Origin of the sequence: Mesorhizobium sp. M0954, from assembly GCF_040319155.1 — a bacterium.
GTDB lineage: Bacteria > Pseudomonadota > Alphaproteobacteria > Rhizobiales > Rhizobiaceae > Mesorhizobium.
Genome location: NZ_JAMYNR010000012.1, coordinates 74,225 through 92,204 on the forward strand (window position 1 = coordinate 74,225; position 17,980 = coordinate 92,204).

At 62.9% G+C, this 17,980-nt stretch carries 18 protein-coding genes; 9 read left to right on the top strand and 9 right to left on the bottom strand.

Going from position 1 to position 17,980, the window contains the following annotated elements; all coding sequences use genetic code 11:
* Window positions 1–259: 259 nt before the first annotated feature.
* From NKH93_RS18035 to NKH93_RS18045, 3 genes are all read left to right on the top strand, one after another.
* On the top strand, window positions 260–628 hold the full coding sequence (locus NKH93_RS18035; protein WP_352971317.1) for an Hpt domain-containing protein: 369 nt from the start codon (window positions 260–262) through the stop codon (window positions 626–628).
* Window positions 629–725: 97 nt separating this feature from the next.
* Window positions 726–1,046 carry a 2Fe-2S iron-sulfur cluster-binding protein gene (locus tag NKH93_RS18040; RefSeq protein WP_023674833.1) on the top strand — a complete coding sequence of 107 codons (321 nt, stop codon included), beginning with the start codon at window positions 726–728 and terminating at the stop codon, window positions 1,044–1,046.
* Between the two features lie 82 nt (window positions 1,047–1,128).
* On the top strand, window positions 1,129–2,157 hold the full coding sequence (locus NKH93_RS18045) for an NAD(P)/FAD-dependent oxidoreductase (RefSeq protein WP_352925259.1): 1,029 nt from the start codon (window positions 1,129–1,131) through the stop codon (window positions 2,155–2,157).
* Between the two features lie 26 nt (window positions 2,158–2,183).
* On the opposite strand, the gene NKH93_RS18050 is transcribed toward NKH93_RS18045, so the two are convergent.
* Both NKH93_RS18050 and NKH93_RS18055 read right to left on the bottom strand, forming a co-directional pair.
* Entirely contained in the window at window positions 2,184–3,665 is a 1,482-nt protein-coding gene (locus tag NKH93_RS18050) for an MDR family MFS transporter (RefSeq protein ID WP_352971214.1), read from the bottom strand.
* A gap of 201 nt (window positions 3,666–3,866) precedes the next feature.
* Window positions 3,867–4,484 carry a DUF922 domain-containing Zn-dependent protease gene (locus NKH93_RS18055; protein WP_352971217.1) on the bottom strand — a complete coding sequence of 206 codons (618 nt, stop codon included), beginning with the start codon at window positions 4,482–4,484 and terminating at the stop codon, window positions 3,867–3,869.
* Window positions 4,485–4,581: 97 nt separating this feature from the next.
* Between NKH93_RS18055 and folP the strand changes: the two genes are divergently transcribed.
* From folP to folK, 3 genes are read left to right on the top strand one after another with little or no spacing between them, the layout of a single operon-like run.
* Complete coding sequence (gene folP, locus NKH93_RS18060; protein ID WP_352471723.1) at window positions 4,582–5,427, top strand: dihydropteroate synthase; 846 nt, start codon at window positions 4,582–4,584, stop codon at window positions 5,425–5,427.
* 3 nt (window positions 5,428–5,430) lie between these two features.
* Window positions 5,431–5,790: a dihydroneopterin aldolase gene (gene folB / locus NKH93_RS18065; RefSeq protein WP_352471721.1), complete on the top strand. Its 360-nt coding sequence runs from the start codon at window positions 5,431–5,433 to the stop codon at window positions 5,788–5,790.
* On the top strand, window positions 5,774–6,298 hold the full coding sequence (gene folK / locus NKH93_RS18070; protein ID WP_352471720.1) for a 2-amino-4-hydroxy-6-hydroxymethyldihydropteridine diphosphokinase: 525 nt from the start codon (window positions 5,774–5,776) through the stop codon (window positions 6,296–6,298). The genes folB and folK overlap by 17 nt, the downstream gene beginning before the upstream one ends.
* Window positions 6,299–6,322: 24 nt before the next feature.
* Here the strand turns inward: folK and NKH93_RS18075 are convergent, their stop codons facing one another.
* The 6 genes from NKH93_RS18075 to NKH93_RS18100 all read right to left on the bottom strand — a co-directional run bounded on the left by NKH93_RS18075 (window position 6,323) and on the right by NKH93_RS18100 (window position 12,870).
* Entirely contained in the window at window positions 6,323–6,871 is a 549-nt protein-coding gene (locus NKH93_RS18075; protein WP_352448961.1) for a DUF924 family protein, read from the bottom strand.
* Between the two features lie 20 nt (window positions 6,872–6,891).
* Window positions 6,892–8,727: a monovalent cation:proton antiporter-2 (CPA2) family protein gene (locus NKH93_RS18080; protein ID WP_352682898.1), complete on the bottom strand. Its 1,836-nt coding sequence runs from the start codon at window positions 8,725–8,727 to the stop codon at window positions 6,892–6,894.
* Window positions 8,728–9,092: 365 nt separating this feature from the next.
* Window positions 9,093–9,647 (bottom strand): hypothetical protein, encoded by a 555-nt coding sequence (locus tag NKH93_RS18085; protein WP_352816669.1) that lies wholly within the window; start codon window positions 9,645–9,647, stop codon window positions 9,093–9,095.
* Window positions 9,648–9,734: 87 nt separating this feature from the next.
* Window positions 9,735–10,829 (bottom strand): YcjF family protein, encoded by a 1,095-nt coding sequence (locus NKH93_RS18090; RefSeq protein WP_352770349.1) that lies wholly within the window; start codon window positions 10,827–10,829, stop codon window positions 9,735–9,737.
* Entirely contained in the window at window positions 10,826–12,304 is a 1,479-nt protein-coding gene (locus tag NKH93_RS18095; RefSeq protein ID WP_352502493.1) for a YcjX family GTP-binding protein, read from the bottom strand. The genes NKH93_RS18090 and NKH93_RS18095 overlap by 4 nt, the downstream gene beginning before the upstream one ends.
* 62 nt (window positions 12,305–12,366) lie before the next feature.
* Window positions 12,367–12,870: a SixA phosphatase family protein gene (locus NKH93_RS18100; RefSeq protein ID WP_352971222.1), complete on the bottom strand. Its 504-nt coding sequence runs from the start codon at window positions 12,868–12,870 to the stop codon at window positions 12,367–12,369.
* Window positions 12,871–13,130: 260 nt separating this feature from the next.
* Here NKH93_RS18100 and dksA point away from each other — a divergent pair, with 260 nt between their 5' ends.
* Window positions 13,131–13,547 carry an RNA polymerase-binding protein DksA gene (gene dksA / locus NKH93_RS18105; RefSeq protein ID WP_023674847.1) on the top strand — a complete coding sequence of 139 codons (417 nt, stop codon included), beginning with the start codon at window positions 13,131–13,133 and terminating at the stop codon, window positions 13,545–13,547.
* Window positions 13,548–13,630: 83 nt separating this feature from the next.
* Here the strand turns inward: dksA and NKH93_RS18110 are convergent, their stop codons facing one another.
* On the bottom strand, window positions 13,631–14,383 hold the full coding sequence (locus tag NKH93_RS18110) for a hypothetical protein (RefSeq protein ID WP_352925254.1): 753 nt from the start codon (window positions 14,381–14,383) through the stop codon (window positions 13,631–13,633).
* A gap of 203 nt (window positions 14,384–14,586) precedes the next feature.
* On the opposite strand from NKH93_RS18110, the gene cckA reads away from it, so the two are divergent.
* Both cckA and NKH93_RS18120 read left to right on the top strand, forming a co-directional pair.
* Complete coding sequence (gene cckA, locus NKH93_RS18115; RefSeq protein WP_352971227.1) at window positions 14,587–17,160, top strand: cell cycle histidine kinase CckA; 2,574 nt, start codon at window positions 14,587–14,589, stop codon at window positions 17,158–17,160.
* Between the two features lie 83 nt (window positions 17,161–17,243).
* Window positions 17,244–17,954: a purine-nucleoside phosphorylase gene (locus tag NKH93_RS18120; RefSeq protein WP_352682887.1), complete on the top strand. Its 711-nt coding sequence runs from the start codon at window positions 17,244–17,246 to the stop codon at window positions 17,952–17,954.
* The last annotated feature ends 26 nt before the right edge of the window (window positions 17,955–17,980 follow it).

The window sequence follows — 17,980 nt, forward strand, 5'->3', positions numbered from 1 at the left end:
GCGGGACTTATGGTTGTGCTTATTGATTCTGCCTAGCGTGTCCCACGCAGGAGGCTGAAAATGGACCTGTCGTATCGTAATGACACAGCCGGGTAAAGAAAACATGCATTCCGCCCGATACGTAAAACTTTAAATATAAGGTTAACACAGCCGTGATTCCGGCGCCGTTATCGCGACATTTTTCCGGGCCAATCATTAACCCGTTGTCCACCGGATACGCCTAGTTTTTGCGGCGGTCGAAGAACGGAGTCTCAAAGTGATACGTGGCGAAAACGGCATTGCCTTTTCGATGCCCGGTGGCGACGTGTCGGGGACAGCCGGGGCGCGGCCGATCGACCTGGCGCATCTTGCGCGCCAGACGATGGGCGATCGGAGCCTCGAGCAGGAGGTGCTGACTCTGTTCGTGCAGCAGGCGCTGTCGGTGCGCGACAAGATCGTCGATGCGGATGTCAGGCAGCGGCTGCTATTGGCACACGGGCTCAAAGGTTCGGCGCGCGGGGTCGGCGCCTTCGCCATTGCCGATTGCGCCAGCGCGATCGAATGCCGGCCCGAAGACGCCAGCACGCTGAAGCGGCTTGGCTCGCTGATCGAAGAAGTGCGCGACTTCGTCGCCGCCATCAGCCGATAGGACTTATCCCAAAGACGCCACGCACGGGCGCTTTGGCGCCGCAGTTGACTTGTCCGGCAGAGTGATTATGTCGGCTCAGACTCCCTTCAGGTGACAAATGACCAAACTGACCTTCATCGCCCATGACGGCACGCATTTTGACGTGGATGCCGAAAACGGCTCGACCGTCATGGAAAATGCGATCCGCAATGCGGTGCCGGGAATAGAAGCGGAATGCGGCGGCGCCTGCGCCTGCGCGACCTGCCATGTTTATGTCGACGAAGCCTGGACGGCGGAGGTCGGCGAGCCGGAAGCCATGGAAGAGGACATGCTGGATTTCGCCTACGAGGTCCAGCCGAACTCGCGGCTGTCATGCCAGATCAAGGTGCGCGACGCTCTCGACGGGCTGGTCGTGCGCGTGCCGGCCCGCCAGGGCTGAAGCCGATTTTTGCGGCTGCCGCTTGGCAGCGGACCAATGGTCATGCAGTGTCGCGCCGTTTTCCCATAAAGGCGCATGCTTCATGACCGCTATCACCAAGACGGACGTACTCATTGTCGGGGCAGGGCCTGTCGGCCTGTTTGCCGTATTCGAGCTCGGCCTCTTCGACATGAAGTGCCATCTGATCGACATACTCGACCGGCCCGGCGGGCAATGCGCCGAACTCTACCCGGAAAAGCCGATCTACGACATTCCGGGCTGGCCCTCGATCTCGGCGCAAGGCCTGGTCGACAAGCTGCTTGAGCAGATCGCGCCGTTCAAGCCCGAATTCACCTATAGCCGCATGGTTTCGAGCCTGGAAAGGCTGGACGACGGCAGCTTCCGCGTCATTACCGACGAAAACGAGGTGTTCGAAGCCAAAATTGTGGTGATTGCCGCCGGCGGCGGTTCGTTCCAGCCGAAGCGGCCGCCGATTCCAGGCATCGAACCCTACGAAGGCAAGAGCGTGTTCTACTCGGTGCGCCGGATGGAGGACTTTCGCGGCCATGACCTCCTCATCGTCGGCGGTGGCGATTCGGCGCTCGACTGGACGCTGAACCTGCAGCCGGTCGCCAAGAGCGTGACGCTGGTGCACCGGCGGCCCGAATTCCGCGCAGCGCCCGACAGTGTCAACAAGATGTATGCCATGCAGGAGATGAAGCAGCTGGAATTCCAGGTTGGACAGGTGACTGGCCTGACCGGCAGCGACGGCCAGCTAGTCTCGGCCACGATCAAGGGGCCGGAGGGCGATGTCGAAGTGCCGTGCACGCGGATGCTGCCGTTCTTCGGCCTGACGATGAAGCTCGGCCCAATCGCCGAATGGGGGCTCAACCTCCACGAGAACCTGATCCCGGTCGACACCGAAAAATTCCAGACGTCGGTGCCCGGCATCTTCGCCGTCGGCGACATCAACTGGTACCCCGGCAAGCTGAAGCTGATCCTGTCGGGCTTCCATGAGGTCGCTCTAATGGCGCAGGCAGCCAAGCGCATCATCAGCCCCGGCGAGCGCATCGTATTCCAGTATACGACCTCGTCGACCAGCCTGCACAAGAAGCTCGGCGTGGTCGACTGAAGCTCGCCGGATTTCGCCGGACAGGTCTATTCGGCCAGGGTTGGGGCCACAGCCTCGGCATGGCCGCGAAGCGTTTTCTCCGGCATCAGCCAGAGCGTGATGAGCGACAACAGCAAGATCGCGGCCGCGGCAAGAAAGATCATCACGAACGGCATGGCCGAGGCGATATGGCCGGCCGGCTGCGTGCCTTCGCTGGCCAGCGGCAGCCCGTAACCAAGGGCGACGGCACCGAGCATAGCGACGCCAAGCGCGCTGCCCAGCGAGCGCAGGAAGGTGAGAACGCCGGTCGCCACGCCAAGGTGCATACGATCGACGGCGTTCTGGACCGAGACGGTGGCAACCGGAAAGGTCGTGCCTGTGCCCAGGCCTACGCAGGTCGTCAACACCTCGACGAGCAACAGTGAGGCATGCCCGGCGACCAGGCTGAGCACGCCGAGGCACAGGATCGAGAAAACAGTTCCGATCATGGCAATGCGCTTATAGTGGAAAAAGTGCGGGATCATTCGCGCGCTGAAGGTCGCACCGGCCACCGTGCCGAGCATCAGCCCAAGCAACGCGGTGCCCGATTGACTGACCGACAGGCCGACGACCGATTGCAGGTAGACCGGCAGATAGACCGACAAGCCGACATTGGCGGCCTGCAGCAGGAACATCGACAATGTGCCGGCGAGAACGATCGGATTGCCGAGCACTTCGAGCGAGATCAGCGGTTCGGCCGCGCGCATGAGCCGCAGCGCGAACGCGCTCCAGAACACCGCCGAGCAGGCGAGCAGTCCAAGGATTTCAGGCGACAGCCACGGATACTCGCTGCCGCCCCAGTTCAAGGCAAGCAGCAGCAGCGAGGTGGCCGCGACCAGAAGCAGCGCGCCGAGGCCGTCGATGCGGTGATGTTTTGCGGCGATCGGCAGCTTCTTGAGCGGGTTGTTGATGATCGCCATGGCCAGCAGGCCGAGCGGAATGTTGATCCAGAAGATCAGCGACCAATGCAGATGTTCGGCGAAGGTGCCGCCGAGCAGCGGCCCGGCGATGCTGGCGACGGCCCATGTGCCCGAGATCCAGGCGGCGTATCGGGCCCGCTCGCGCGGCGGCACGAGGTCGCCGATCACGGTCTGCGTCAGGGCGAACAGGCCGCCGCCACCGGCGCCCTGGATCGCCCGGCCGACAACCAGGACCAGCATGTTAGGGGCCGTGGCGCTGACCAGCGAGCCGGCGAGAAAGATCAGGATTGCAGCATAGACGGTCGGCCGGCGACCATAAATATCGGAGATCTTGCCGTAGAGCGGCGCCACGGCGGTCGCGGTCAGAAGATAGCCGGTCACGATCCATGGCAGATATTCGGCATGCCCGAGCAGACGTGCCATCGTCGGCATCGCCGGCGCGACGATGGTCTGGTCGAGCGCCGCCAGCAGCATCGACAAAAGCACGCCGCCGATGATGGCGTTTTTCTCGGTTTCGGTCAGCGGCGCGCTGGTTTCCACCATCGTTTGCTTGTCGACAGCCTGGTCCATATCCGTTCATCCATTATGCCTGCGTGCACGTCCGCGACGGGCTGGGAAGCATCCAGTACGCCGATTGGCGTTTGCCGGAGGCTGATCCCTGCGAACCTGGCATATGTCGTTCGCTATAGGCCGATTTCGACAGCGGCTCGAAAGTTTTCCGAAGCTGGCACTATGTTTCGGCAAAATTGGCTTTGTCCGACGACGCGGAGTTCAGCCGGGAGCGAGTCGGCCGTTCTCAATGCGCTCGATGCGATAGTGCAAAAGCCGCAGGATGCGGCTTTGGAAATTGGCGCTTTCGACGCGATCGAAGCGCATCTGGTCCTGGTCGTGTTTGGCAAGCATGGCCGCAGTGATTTTTGCGGCGTGGGCCTTTGCCAGTTCGCAGGTCTTTTCCGGGTAGCTCGCCTTCAAGGCGTCTTCTAGTTCGCGGCCGTGGTTCTTGGCAATCTCGACGTGGCGTTCCTCATGGCGCTTGATGTCGGCGGACAACGTATCCCAGAACAGCCTGACGCCGGCATCGGCTTTGCGCGGGCGAAGCCACTCAGGAAGGATGACCTTGACCTTGACGGTGACGACAGCGTCGGCAATCCAGCACGAGCCCGGCTTTTGCGCATAGCTGACGCGGGTGGTGAACGCCATCTGGGTAGCTCCCGGATGCCGCGACCCGGTGCTTTTCACCTGAGGCCCGAGTTTCGACAGCTGGGTCTCGATGTCGTCGAGCGTCCTGCCGCCGATCGGGAAATAACTATATGTCTTGACGAGAGTTGCAGCGCCGGCCGGGAATGCGGTCAGAGCGAGCATCAGGGTGCAGAGGAGGGATCGTTTCATCGTGTTGCCTCTTTCCCCACCTTGCTTTACCGCCGTCCTCGGCGCAACGGAATTGATCCCCCCGCCACGCCGCGGGATCGAACATGGTTGATGGGCAATGATGACAGGGCGATGGCAGTTGGCGCACGGACGCCATCTCGACCTTGGCGGCAAGGCCGTGGTCGTTGGCATCCTCAACATTACGCCGGACAGTTTTTCCGACGGCGGCCTGTTCGATGCGCCGGAAAAGGCAGTGGCCCAGGCGCGCCGCATGGTCGAGGAGGGGGCCTCCGTCATCGACATCGGCGGAGAATCGACACGTCCCGGGGCGTCTGCGGTCTCCGCAAAGGAGGAACAAACCCGCATACTGCCCGTCATCGAGGCGCTGGTGAAGGCCGGCGGAACGCTGATCTCGGTCGATACCTATCGCGAGGATACGGCCCGGCTTGCCGTCCAAGCCGGCGCGCATATCGTCAATGACGTCTGGGGCCTGCAGCGCGAGCCGGGCATTGCCCGCGTCGCGGCCGAAACCGGCGCTGGCCTTGTCGTCATGCACACGGGACGGGACCGGCAGAAACTGCCCGACGTGATTGCCGATCAGCTCTTCTTCCTCAGGAAGTCGCTGGAAATCGCGCGGCGGAGCGGTGTTGCCGACGATCATATCGTGCTCGATCCGGGCTTCGGCTTTGCCAAGGAGGCGGCAGCGGAAAATCTTGACCTGATGGCACGGTTTTCGGAACTTCATGCGCTGGGTTTTCCACTGATGGCCGGCACATCGCGAAAGCGCTTTATCGGCACCGTCACCGGCCGCGACGCAGCCGCAAGAGGCGCCGGGACCGCGGCCACCAGCGTCATCCTGAGGCTCAAAGGCGCGCATCTCTTTCGCGTCCACGATGTCGCAATCAACGTGGATGCGCTGGCCATCGCCGATGCTATGCTGGCACGTGAGATCGGGGAAAGCTGAGCCATGTATGTCATCCGCATGAAGAACTGCGCCTTCTTTGCCCGGCACGGTGTGCTGGACGAAGAAGAGACGCTCGGCCAGCGCTTTTATGTCGATGCGGCACTCATGGTGGATCCCGGGCGGGCGCTGGTCGAGGATTCCATTGAGGACACCGTCAATTACGGCATCGCCTTTGCGGTCATCGAGAAGATCATTACCGGCGAACGGCGCTTTCTGATCGAAGCGCTGGCGCTCGAAGTGGCGAGGGCGCTGACGGCGCGGTTTCCGCAGATCAAGAAGGCCGAGATCACCGTGCGCAAGCCGAACGCCCCGGTGCCGGGTGTGCTCGATCATGTCGAGGTGACCGTTGTCTGGCCAGAATAGTAACAACAACAACACCGTCTATCTCAGCCTTGGCGGCAATCTCGGTGATCCGGCGAAGTCGATGGCTGCGGCACTGGGCATTCTGGATGCCAACGAGAGAACACGCGTCGTTGCCGTTTCGTCGCTCTACCGCACGCCGCCCTGGGGCAAGCTCGATCAGCCGGATTTCCTCAACGCGGCGGCCGAAATCTCGACCGCGCTCGCGCCGCGGGCTTTGCTCGACCTTTGCCTCGACGCCGAGCGAAAACTGAAGCGGGTGCGCGAGGAGCGCTGGGGTCCACGCCTGATCGATATCGACATTCTGGTGTTCGGCGACCGCATCATCCACGAGACCGGACTGGAGGTGCCGCATCCGCGCATGCTGGAGCGCGCCTTCGTGCTGGCGCCGCTGGCAGAAATTGCGCCGGAGCTTGTGGTCGACGGCAAGAGCGTATCGGAGCGGCTGGCCGCCGTCGACACATCGGGCATTGAACGGCTGGCGTCAGGCCGGGATTGGTGGAAAACCTGATGCTGTCGCCATCGGTGCCTGAAATCAGCCGGAGAACCCACCTCCGTCGAGGAACATTTGTTCGTCCGGTGTCGTCTCGCGGCCAAGCATCCTGTTTCGATGCGGAAAGCGGCCGAAGCGCTGGATGATGTCCCGATGCTCGATCGCATATTTCAGATAGATCGGGGCTTTGGCGGCGGTAAGCTCTACCGATTTGAGCTGATCGGCGAGGTCCTCCGAATGCTCATAGGGCAGATAGAGAAAAACGCGGAGCTCTTCGTCGAGTGCCAGGTCATGGCCGGCAGCGATCGCTTTCCCGGCGAAATGCCGCGCCAGAGGGTCCGTGGCGTACATGTGGCCGGTGGCGCGAAAGCAGTTTCGCGGAAACTGGTCGAGCAGGATCATCAGTGCCAGCGACCCTTCGGCGTGTTCGGACCAGCCGTCGCATTCGCGGCGGGCGGCGGCAAAGTGCAAATCGAGAAACCGGGTGCGGAAGTCGGCATCAAAGGCGTCGTTCTTCTCGAACCACGCGTCCTCCCCGGCGTCGCGCCAGAATCTGGTGATGGAGACAGCGCGCTCGTCCAGTTCGTTCATCATTCGCGTCTTTCCAACGTTTAATCGGCCGGCTCGGATTTCTGCAGCACGCCGGCGGTCTCCTCGTTGAGCGCCTGGCCCACGCGCCGTGGCGTGCTGAGCGGCGTCGGGATGGGGGTGCCGATATTGCCTTTGAGGAAGCGCCGCCCGGCGCGGATGCCTTCTGCCTGTTGAAGTTCGAAACGGGCAGCATCGCGGCGGCGGACGTCCTCGACTACCTCGGCGACCTCTTCCGGATCGACGCCGAGAGCTTCCAGTGTCGAGCCGCCGAAGACAAGCGCCGATTCGAACGTCTCGCGGAGCTGATAGTCGACGCCGGCACGAATGAGCTGCAATGCCGTGCCGCGGTCGAAAGCCCGCGCCAGCACCGTCAGCAATGGAAACTCCGCCTTGATGAGCTCGGCGATGCGCACGGCGGCATCGGGCTTGTCAACGCAGATCAGGACGGCGCGTGCGCGCCCGGCTCCCGCGGCACGCAGAATGTCCAGCCGCGTGCCGTCGCCGTAATAGACCTTGAAGCCGAAATCGGCCGCCGCCTGGATCATCTCGACCTCATTGTCGATGATCGACACATCAATCCCGCGCAACAAAAGCGGCTGGCTGGCGATCTGGCCGAACCGGCCAAAGCCGATGATCAGCACGCTGCCGGTCAGGCCTTCGGCGACATCGACGCCTTCAAGCGACTGCTCGTCGCGTGGCGTCAGATACCGCAATGCTATGATCGCTAAGGGCGTCAGCACCATGGAAATGATGACGATGGCGGTCAGCATCGCATTGGCCTGGCTATCGATGATACCGACAGCCGCCGCTGCGGAATAGAGGACGAAGGCGAATTCGCCGCCTTGCGCCATGAAGACCGCGCGCTCGAGCGCTTCCCGGTGGCCGGTTTTGAGAATGCGGGCGACGATATAGATGCCGATCGCCTTCATCATCATGTAGGCGACGACATAGATGGCAATGAGCTGCCAGTTGACGACGACCACATGCAGGTCGAGCGACATGCCGACGGCGAGGAAGAACAGTCCGAGCAGAATGCCACGGAACGGTTCGATGTCCGCCTCCAGCTGATGGCGGAAGGTCGATTCCGACAAAAGCACGCCGGCCAGGAAGGCGCCCATCGCCATGGACAGGCCGGAAAGCTGCATGGCGAGCGCCGACCCGAGCACGACCAGAAGGGCGGCTGCGGTCATCACCTCACGGGCGCGCGCATCCGCCAGGATACGGAAGAACGGATTGAGCAGATAGCGTCCTGCAAGCACCAGCCCGACGATCGCGGCAAGGCCGATGCCGACCTCCGTCAACCGATCCGACAGGCTCATGTCGGCGCCGCCCGGCGCGAGGAAGGCGATCAGCGCCAGCAGCGGCACGATGGCCAGGTCTTCCAAAAGCAGGACCGAGACGATGCGCTGGCCCTTGGGCGTGGCCAGGTCGCCGCGTTCTTCCAGCAATTGCATGACGATTGCCGTCGAGGTGAGTACGAAACCGGCGCCGGCGACGAAGGATTGCGCGATCGGGAAACCTCCCGCCAGGCCGACGCCGGTCAGCAGGACCGCGCAGACGCCGACCTGCAGCGCGCCAAGCCCGAAAATCTCGCGGCGCATGCCCCATAGCCGTGACGGCTGCATCTCCAGCCCGATAATGAACAGGAACATGACGACGCCGAGTTCGGCGACATGAAGAATGGCTTCCGATTCGGAAAAAATGCGCAGCCCGAACGGACCGATCACGACGCCGGCCGTCAAATAGCCGAGGATGGAGCCAAGTCCGATACGCCTGAAGATCGGCACCGCAACGACGCCGGCGGCAAGCAGCGCCACCACCTGGATCAGATCGCCGTTCGATGCCTCTGCCGCCATGCCTGCCGTTCCGCTCTCTTGCAACAAGCGGCCAAGATAGGGGCTTCGGGGCGGATCGAACAGTGCGAATCCGGCGCGTTGTGAAGGCGATATTGCAGGCGCACCGAACAGGATAATGGGCTCCCGCGCGTTGCTTGTTCCAGCAGTCCGGCGCTAAGGACGCCCGGCTTCGGCCAGTGAAGGGCGAGCGTCGATCAAGTCGCGGCCCTTTCAGGCGGTGACAACCAAGTATCAGGGCGGCACGACAGCAGCCGAGGCCTGCAAGGCCTATGACGAGGTGATTGCCGCGATCAAGGGCTGAGCACTTATTTGCAAATCAAAAGATGGCGGCGCCGTTTGGCCGCCGCCTTTTTCACGCCGAAAGCTCAGTTCGGAGTTACAGAGCCGACCTCGACTGCATCGATCCGCTTCAACTTCATGCCGATGACCGGGACCAGCAGCTGGTCGACGCGCACGGCAACGGTCACCGTCATTGAATTGTCGTCGGGGACAAGCGCCTGCATAACGCCGCGCAACTGATTGCGATTGATGGTGAAAACCACCTTGTGCGCATCGACGACATTGCCGCCGATAATGTCGAGGCCGGAGCCGGCGGCCCCGCCCATAAAGCTGCCCTTGTAGCCCTGCCGGCCCTTGTGTTCGATCGTTGCCGACATCTGCTGGGTGAACATGCCTACCCGACAGCCGCCGTCGAGCGACATGCCGACCTTGCCGTCAGGCGTCGAGCCGATGAAGCTGCAGGTGAATTTCGTGCCCTTGTATTTGCCGGCAACGATTTCCCCGGGGCCGACCCATTTGCCTTCGACCGACCGAAAGAACTGCTTGTCCGGTTCCGCCGCCGAGGTCTTTCCGGCAATGCCGACGGTTGCGACAAGCGCGAGCGCCACGGGCAGCCCGCTGGACAGAATAACGCTTTTCATCGACGACACCCGGCAACAAAGAGACTGGTTTGGACGCTTCCGACCATGGACAAGATTGGTTAATGCTTTGTCACCCCAAGGCAATAGTCACGTTCCGGAAGCGGATGTTTCTTTTTCTTTCTTTGCTGCAAAGGAGGTCAGCGCGGAGAGGAAATCGCCCAATCCGGGCCGCCTGACCGCGTAAAAGGGCAGGGGCCTTGCGGTTTCCATCGCTGCAATGCCGATGCGCGCAGTCATCATGCCGTTGACGACGCCTTCGCCGAGCTTGGCCGAGAGCCGGGCGGCAAGGCCGTGGCCGACGATCTGCTGGACGAAACTGTCGCCGACGGCGATCGACCCGGTGACCGCGAGATGGGCCAGAACGCTGCGCGCCAGGCGAAAAAAGCCAAGCGTGCCGGGGCGGCCGCCATAAAGCTCCGACAGCCGGCGAATCAACCGGCCGGCTTCGAACACGACATAAGCGACGTCGACCAGCGCGCGGGGGCTGACCGCGGTCACCAGGGAGACGCGCTTCGCCGCTTCGAGGATCATCACCCTGGCACGGGCGTCGAGCGGGCCGAGTATCTCGGTCTCGGCCAGCCGCACCAGATTGCCGCCGTCAATGATCTCGCCGCGCAATTCGGCCAGCGAGCGCCTGCCGGCCGCGGTTTCAGGTTTGGCCGAGACAAAGACCGACAACTCGTCGGCCACGGCGCGGGCGGCCTTCGGATCGTCACGGGCAATCGCATCGAGCGCCCGCTTCTGCAACTTTTCGACCTCGGCAAGGCGGGCAATCGCCATGAATTCGCGCACGAGGATGATCAGAAGCGCCAGGATGGCGATCGCGGCCATAGCGGCAGCCAGCCAGCCCAGCCACTCGGCGCGCTCGAACAGGTCGCGAATCAGCTGGTCGGTCCAGAGGCCGACGGCGAGCGAAACCAGAACGCCCAGCGCGCCGAAGAACAGGCTGCCAAGCAGCGAACGTTTTCGCGGCGCAATCGCCGGCGGCGGTTCGGCGGCGACGATATCAGGCTCGTCGAAGACGTCGATCTCCGCCGGTGTGACCACGGCAAGATCCGCCGTCACGGTACGCGGCTTTCGCGCCGGCGCGGCCCCGGACGCAGCATGGTGAGCCGTCGAATCTTCCTTCTGCTGGGGCTCCGGCTCGATGCGAAAGGCCGCCGGTCTGCGGGGCGCACTCATGCGAGATGATCTCCGATCAGGAACTGCAGCGCGCGGTCGAGCCTGATATGCGGCAGCGACAGCGTGACGCCCTCGGCGGTGCGCTCGAGTTTCGGCGGGCGAAAGCGCACGAAGCGGATCGCGGGGTCGTCATCGTTCTGCCGGCGGGTCGATTCGGAAACATCGAACACCGCATCAACTTTCTCCGGCAAGTCACCGGGAAATATGGCTGTTTCTGTCTTTCCGTCAAAGGTTTCGCCATCGATTTTTTCGCCGCGCAACGGCATGCCGATAATGACCGGCAAAGTCTCGCGGCCCTGCTTGACCGTGCCTTCCCGGGTCGCGCGCATGGCAGCCATAGCGACGACGTTGACGTCGGCGCCGGTGAAATTCGCCCGCGCCACGGCTCGGTCGGCTAGCCGCCGCACGATCGCCTGCAGCCGGTCGTGGCTTTCGTGGTGCAGATGGTCGGCCTTGGTCGCGGCCACCAATATACGGTCGATACGCCTCGAAAACAGGTCGGTCAGGAAATTGCCCCGGCCGGGCCGGAAACAGGACAGGATTTCGGTGACCGCGCGCTCTAGATCGGCCATCGCACCGGGGCCGGCATTCAATGCCTGCAATGCGTCGATCAGCACGATCTGGCGGTCGAGACGCGTGATGTGTTCGCGAAAAAACGGTTTGACGACATGCGTCTTGTAAGCCTCGTAGCGCCGCTCCATCATAGCCTGCAGCGATCCCGAGCGGGCGCGCCGGCCGCCCAGATTCGGCAGCGGCGCGAAGGTGAGAGCGGGCGAGCCTTCAAGATCGCCGGGCATCAGGAAGCGGCCGGGCGGCAAGGTCGAAAGCGCCCGCTCGTCGAGTTTACAGGCCTTGAGATAGGCCGCGAAGCTCTCAGCGAGACGGCGCGCCGTCATCTCGTCGGCCTCGGCGTTGGGGTCGACCGGATCGGAGAGCGCCCGCCATTCCCGCGAAAGGTCGACACGCACCGCCAACACGGCCATCTCGAAGGCCTCACGCGAAAAATCGGCGTAGGACTTGCCGAGCAGCGGCAGGTCGAGCAGCCATTCGCCGGGATAATCGACGATGTCGACCGACAATTTGCCGGCGGAAAACATGCGGCTCCAGCCAGAGGCCGATTCGTATTCGATGGTGAGCCTCAGTTCGGAAATCGCACGCGTCGAATCCGGCCAGACGCGATCGTCGACAAGAGCCGCGATGTGATCCTCGTACTGGAAGCGTGGGACCGCGTCGTCCGGCTGCTCTTCGAGAAAAGCCCGGGCGATGCGCCCCGATTTTTGTGCCTCAAACAGCGGCAAGCGTCCGCCATGGACGAGATTGTGCACAAGGGCCGAGATGAACACCGTCTTGCCGGCGCGGGACAGCCCGGTCACGCCAAGACGCAGCGACGGAGCGAAAAGCCCGGCAGCGCGGCCTGACAACGTATCCAAGGCAATCTTCGCCTCGTCGGTAAAAGTCGTCAGCGCTGATGGCAAATCTGTTCTCGCGGGCCGGTCAGGATCCGATATAGGCTTTGATGCGCGGCTTTGAAATGGCCTCAGATATCGGCAGGCGTCAGGAAGGCTCCGAGATAGCCGGTGCCTGGCGCAGCCTCGGCAAGTCTGCCGTCGAACCGGACCACCGCAAGTGCGGAGGTCGGGAAGCCGTGGTTCAGCATGACCCGCGCGGTCTCGTCGCCGTCGCCCGAGAGCGCCATGGCGAGATCCTCAATCATCGGATTGTGGCCGATGACGAGCAAGGCATCCAGCCCGCCATTCTGCCGGATGGCAGTGAGGTACGCGGCGGCATCGTCGCTGTAGAGGGTGTCACAGAACAGCACCCGGCCCGTGTCCGTGTGGCCAGCCAGGCTTTCCAGCGTCTGGCGGGCGCGCTTGGCGCTTGAGCAAAGGGTGAGGGCCGGTGCGTATTTGCGGGAACGCATCAGGACGCCCATCGCTTCGGCATCGGCGAAGCCGGATGGATCGAGCGGGCGGTCGAAGTCAGCCACACCAGGCAGCGCCCAGCCGGCCTTCGCATGCCTCAGCAGGTACAGTCTGGTCACCGGATCCCCGTTGTGCCGGGCACCGAACCCGTCAGCACGCCGCAGGATTTGCCATCAGAAGAGCTCCGTGCGCAATGGCAAGCGCCCCTCAAGCATAGCGAATCATGTACGGATTCGGTCGTATTCTTCGCAAAAAGGGCATCGCCGATGCCGTTTTGTCCGAGACTAACAATTGCGTGAAACTGTCGTCGATTGACCTTGTGCAGCTTTCGGTCCGCGAATATATAGGCGCCAAATTTGGGGTTTGTTGGGTGAGTCGAATGAACGACATCGTTACCGCCGATTACGTACCCTCCGAAGACGAGCCGTTCATGAACGAGCGGCAGAAATCCTACTTTCGCATGAAGCTCGTCACCTGGAAGAACGACATCTTGCGCGAAGCGCGCGAAACTCTCGAAATCCTGCAGCAGGAAAACGCCAACCACCCCGACCTCGCCGATCGCGCCTCCTCAGAAACCGACCGCGCCATCGAACTTCGCGCCCGCGATCGCCAGCGAAAACTCATCTCCAAGATCGATTCGGCCCTCCAGCGCCTTGACGAAGGCACTTACGGTTATTGCGAGGAGACGGGCGAGCCGATCGCGCTGAAGCGGCTCGACGCGCGCCCGATCGCGACCTTGTCGATCGAGGCACAGGAGCGCCATGAGCGGCGCGAGAAGGTCTACCGCGACGACTGAGTCGCCGGGAAAAACAGCGGCATCGGTAAAGCGTTCACAATGGCCGGTTTTCCGGCCATTTTCATTGGCCGTTCGCTATCGGCCTATCTTTTCTGATTGGACAACTCGCCGAGGAGCTTCGTCATCTCGTCGTCGAGAGAGGGTGATGCCTTCGCCACCGGCTTGCTCGGCGTTTGGCTGAAGCGTGGCTCGTCGAGGGAAACCTCCAGCTCCTTCATCAGCGCATCGTCAATCGACTCGTGCTGTGCCGGCGGCTCGTATCTTGCCGGGGAGTCCTGTCTTGCCGGCGGCTGCGCATGCCGCGAGGCACTGGCGTTGACGGATCCATAACTTGGCAACGGCGTGACGTTCGATGCCGGTTTCGGCGCCGGCGCCGGCATTGTTGCCGGCATCGTCGCCGTCTGGCGGGCTCGGACAGGGGTCGCGGTTACGCTTGCCGGCTGCGGTGGCGCTTGCCTCACCGGCGCGGCTGTGGTCGAAGCAGACCTTGCTGCCGGCTGGTGGCCGTTGTCTCCGGTCAATGCCGGGCGCCGCAACGCCGAGAGCCTGATGTCGCGCTCGACGACGACGTCGGTCGGACCACCGATCAATAGCAGGTGCTCGATATCGTCACGGCGCACCAGCACCAGCCGCCGGTGACTGTCGACCGCTGTGGCATCCATGACAGCCAGCCGCGTCTTGCGGTTCCTGCCGCCGGCGACGAATGTCCCGAACGTCAGGCTGCGGACCAGCCTGATGATAAGAAGAATGATGAGCAGAAGGACAAGTACTGCAAACGTCCATAGGATTGCTGCGGCATAACCAGGACCCGCCACGCCATCCAGCCATTGCAGCATTGGTTCCCCCAAAATCAGCTTTCGAAGAGAAGCGACACTAGACTGTTGCGGCAGGCCACCGCAAGTTGCCTTTCACGCTTCGTGAACAGCTTGAAACGCCGGGAGCCGAACGGCGTCATTTTTAGCGGACATCTGCAGCCGGGCCTTTTCCCAACCCTGAGAATATGATTCAACCGACACCGGAATTCACGAGCAGGGGGCACATGGCCAAGGAAGCGCGCGGCGATTTCTATCCGGTACCTATCGTCGACCAGAACACGCGACCGGGAGCGGTCACCCGGCTCATCGTCTTCATCGTCGTCCTGACTGGGGCAGCGATCGTCTTCGGCCTTTTCCGCGAGCGCCTTGGCGATCCATTCCTGCTTGGCATGCTTGGCGTGCTGGCGATGATCGGCGTCGGCTTTCTATTCGCCACTGCGATCGGCTTCGTGCACATCACGCCGCGCTCGACAAGCGACGAACTGTCGAAAGCTTTCGTCGATTCGATGTCGCAAGGTCTCCTGGTCACCGACACCAAAGGCCGTATCATCTACGCCAACCGGACCTATGCCGATATGACGGGTGCCGAGTCGGCCGCCGACCTCAAGACCGTCGAAGGTTTGCTTTCAGACGTTCCCGAGGCCTCGGTGACCATATACCGGCTGGCGTCAGGCCTGCGTGACGGCCAGCCTGGCGACGGCGAGTTTCGGCTCGCGCAGTCCATTCGGCCAGGCGCCGAACCCGGCGCTCGCTGGTACCGCGTTCGGGCCCGCGCCTTCAGCGTTCCCGGCCAGCGGCTGCCCATGCTTGCCTGGCAGCTTGCCGACATCTCGCAGGAACGGGCCGAGCAGGAGCGGTTCTTTCTCGACCTGCAAAAGGCGATCGATCACCTCGACCATGCGCCGGCCGGTTTCTTTTCGGCCGACCAGGAAGGCCGCGTAACCTATATCAACGCGACCCTTGCGGAGTGGCTGGGCATCGACCTGGCCAGCTTCACTCCCGGCGCCATCACGCTGCCGGAGATCGTCGCCGGGGACGGCATGGCGCTGGTCCGTTCGGTCAAGGCCGACGCTGGTACCACCCGCAATGCCGTTATCGACCTCGATCTGACGACGATGACCGGCGAGGCGCTGCCGGTGCGCTTCATGCATCGTGTCTCGGCCAGCCGAGAGGGTCTCAACGGCCCGACTCGCACCATCGTGCTCAACCGGACGCAAGGCGAGGACGCTTCGGCCGACCTCCGCGCATCGGAAATACGCTTCACGCGGTTCTTCAACTCGACGCCGATGGCGATAGCCGGCGTCGACCATGCCGGCCGCATCCTGCGCACCAATGCGCCATTCCTGTCGCTGTTTTCCTCGGTCGTCGACCGCGACGCGGTCGATCGGCGTGTGCGGCTGGATACGGTGATCCACGAGCGCGACCGGCCGGCTTTCGCCGCGGCCTTTGAAAAGGCACGCCAGCAACAGGCTGACATCGAGCCGATCGATACGGTGCTGCCCGGCAATGAGGAGCGCCACATACGCTTCTACGTCAACGCGGTCGCAGACGGTACCGGTGGCGAGGGCGCCGAGGAATCGGCCATCGTCTATGCCGTGGAGACCACTGAGCAAAAGGCCCTCGAGGGCCAGATGGCGCAGAGCCAGAAGATGCAGGCGGTCGGCCAACTCGCCGGCGGCATCGCGCATGATTTCAACAATGTGCTGACCGCCATCATCATGGCCTCGGACCTGCTGTTGACCAACCACCGGCCGTCCGATCCGTCATTCCCGGACATCATGAACATCAAGCAGAATGCCAACCGGGCGGCCTCGCTGGTGCGGCAGTTGCTGGCCTTCTCGCGCAAGCAGACGCTGCGGCCGGAGGTGCTCAACCTGACCGACGTGCTCGCCGATCTCAGGATGCTGCTTGCCCGGCTGGTCGGCAACGACATCAAGCTCAAGATCGACCATGGCCGCGACCTGTGGCCGGTCAGGGTCGATATCGGGCAGTTCGAGCAAGTGGTGGTCAATCTGGCGGTCAATGCGCGCGATGCGATGCCGGCCGGCGGCGACCTCACGGTGCGCACCCGCAACGTCAGCGCCGGGGAATGCAAGACCTTTTCCTACCGCGAACTCACTCCGGCCGACTATGTGCTGGTCGAGGTCGAGGACAGCGGCAGCGGCATCGCGCCTGATGTGCTGAAAAAGATCTTCGAGCCCTTCTTCACGACAAAGGAGGTTGGCAAGGGAACCGGCCTCGGCCTGTCCATGGTCTATGGCATCATCAAGCAAACAGGCGGCTTTATCTTCTGCGATTCCGAAGTCGGCAAGGGATCCGTGTTCCGCATCTTCCTGCCGCGGCACATTGCGGAGGCAAGGACGGCGGGCGAGGCTGGAGAAGTGCCGGCCGCCCCTGCCAAGATCGCCGACTCAGCCAAGGATCTGTCGGGCTCGGCCACGGTGCTGCTGGTCGAGGACGAGGACGCCGTGCGCATGGGCGGCATGCGGGCGCTGAAATCGCGCGGCTACACCGTCCACGAGGCGTCGTCGGGCGTCGAGGCGCTTGAAGTCTACGAAGCGCTCGGCGGCAAGGTCGACGTCGTGGTGTCGGACGTGGTGATGCCGGAAATGGATGGCCCGACGCTGCTTGGCGAATTGCGCAAACGGCAACCCGACATCAAGTTTATCTTCGTGTCCGGCTATGCCGAAGACGCGTTCGCCAAGAACTTGCCGGCCGACGCGCATTTCGGCTTCTTGCCGAAGCCGTTTTCGCTCAAGCAATTGGCCACGATCGTAAAGGACATGCTGGAATCCTGACCCTTCCAACGCTCCGCTTGCGCAATGTCGTGAGACTGCCATGATTGCAGGCGAAACGGGCGACGGGTTTTGGAAAGCATGCCGTGACGCCACACAACGAGGCTAGCAAAGGCGACTACGCAAGCACGGTGCTGCTGCCGGGCGACCCGCAGCGCGCTGAATGGATGGCGGAGACCTTTCTGGAAGCGCCGCGCTGCGTCAACCGCCGCCGCGGCGCGCTCGGCTTTACCGGGTTGTTTCGCGGCAAGCCTGTCAGCGTCCAGTCCACCGGCATTGGCGTCCCGTCATTCCTGGTCTACGTGCACGAGCTGCTGGATTTCTACGGTGCGAAAACGTTGATCCGCACCGGCACCTGCGGTGGCCTGACCGCCGAGACGGCGCTGCGCAGCCTGGTGATCGCACAATCGGTGCGTGGCGAAAATGCCGAGAGCGGCCAGGTTTTTGGGCTCTATCGTGCCGATGCCGGCCCCGATCCGGCATTGTTGGCCCAGGCGTTGGCCCGGGCTGCGGAACTCGGCATCGACCATCGGGCCGGGCTGACGATCTGCAGCGACATTTTTTATCATCCGCTGGGGCGCGAACGCTTTGCCGAAGCACAGGCACAGGGGGCGCTCGCCGTGGATATGGAAACCAGCGCACTCTACCGCATTGCGGCCGATTTCGGCGCCCGGGCGCTGTCCATCCTGACCGTCGTCGACAATGTGGCAACCGGCGAGCAGACCGACTATTCCGAACGCCAGGGGCTTTTCACCGATATGACCCGGCTGGCGCTCGACATGGCGGCGGAGAGCTAGGCGGCTTCTACTTCGGAGTAGGGAAG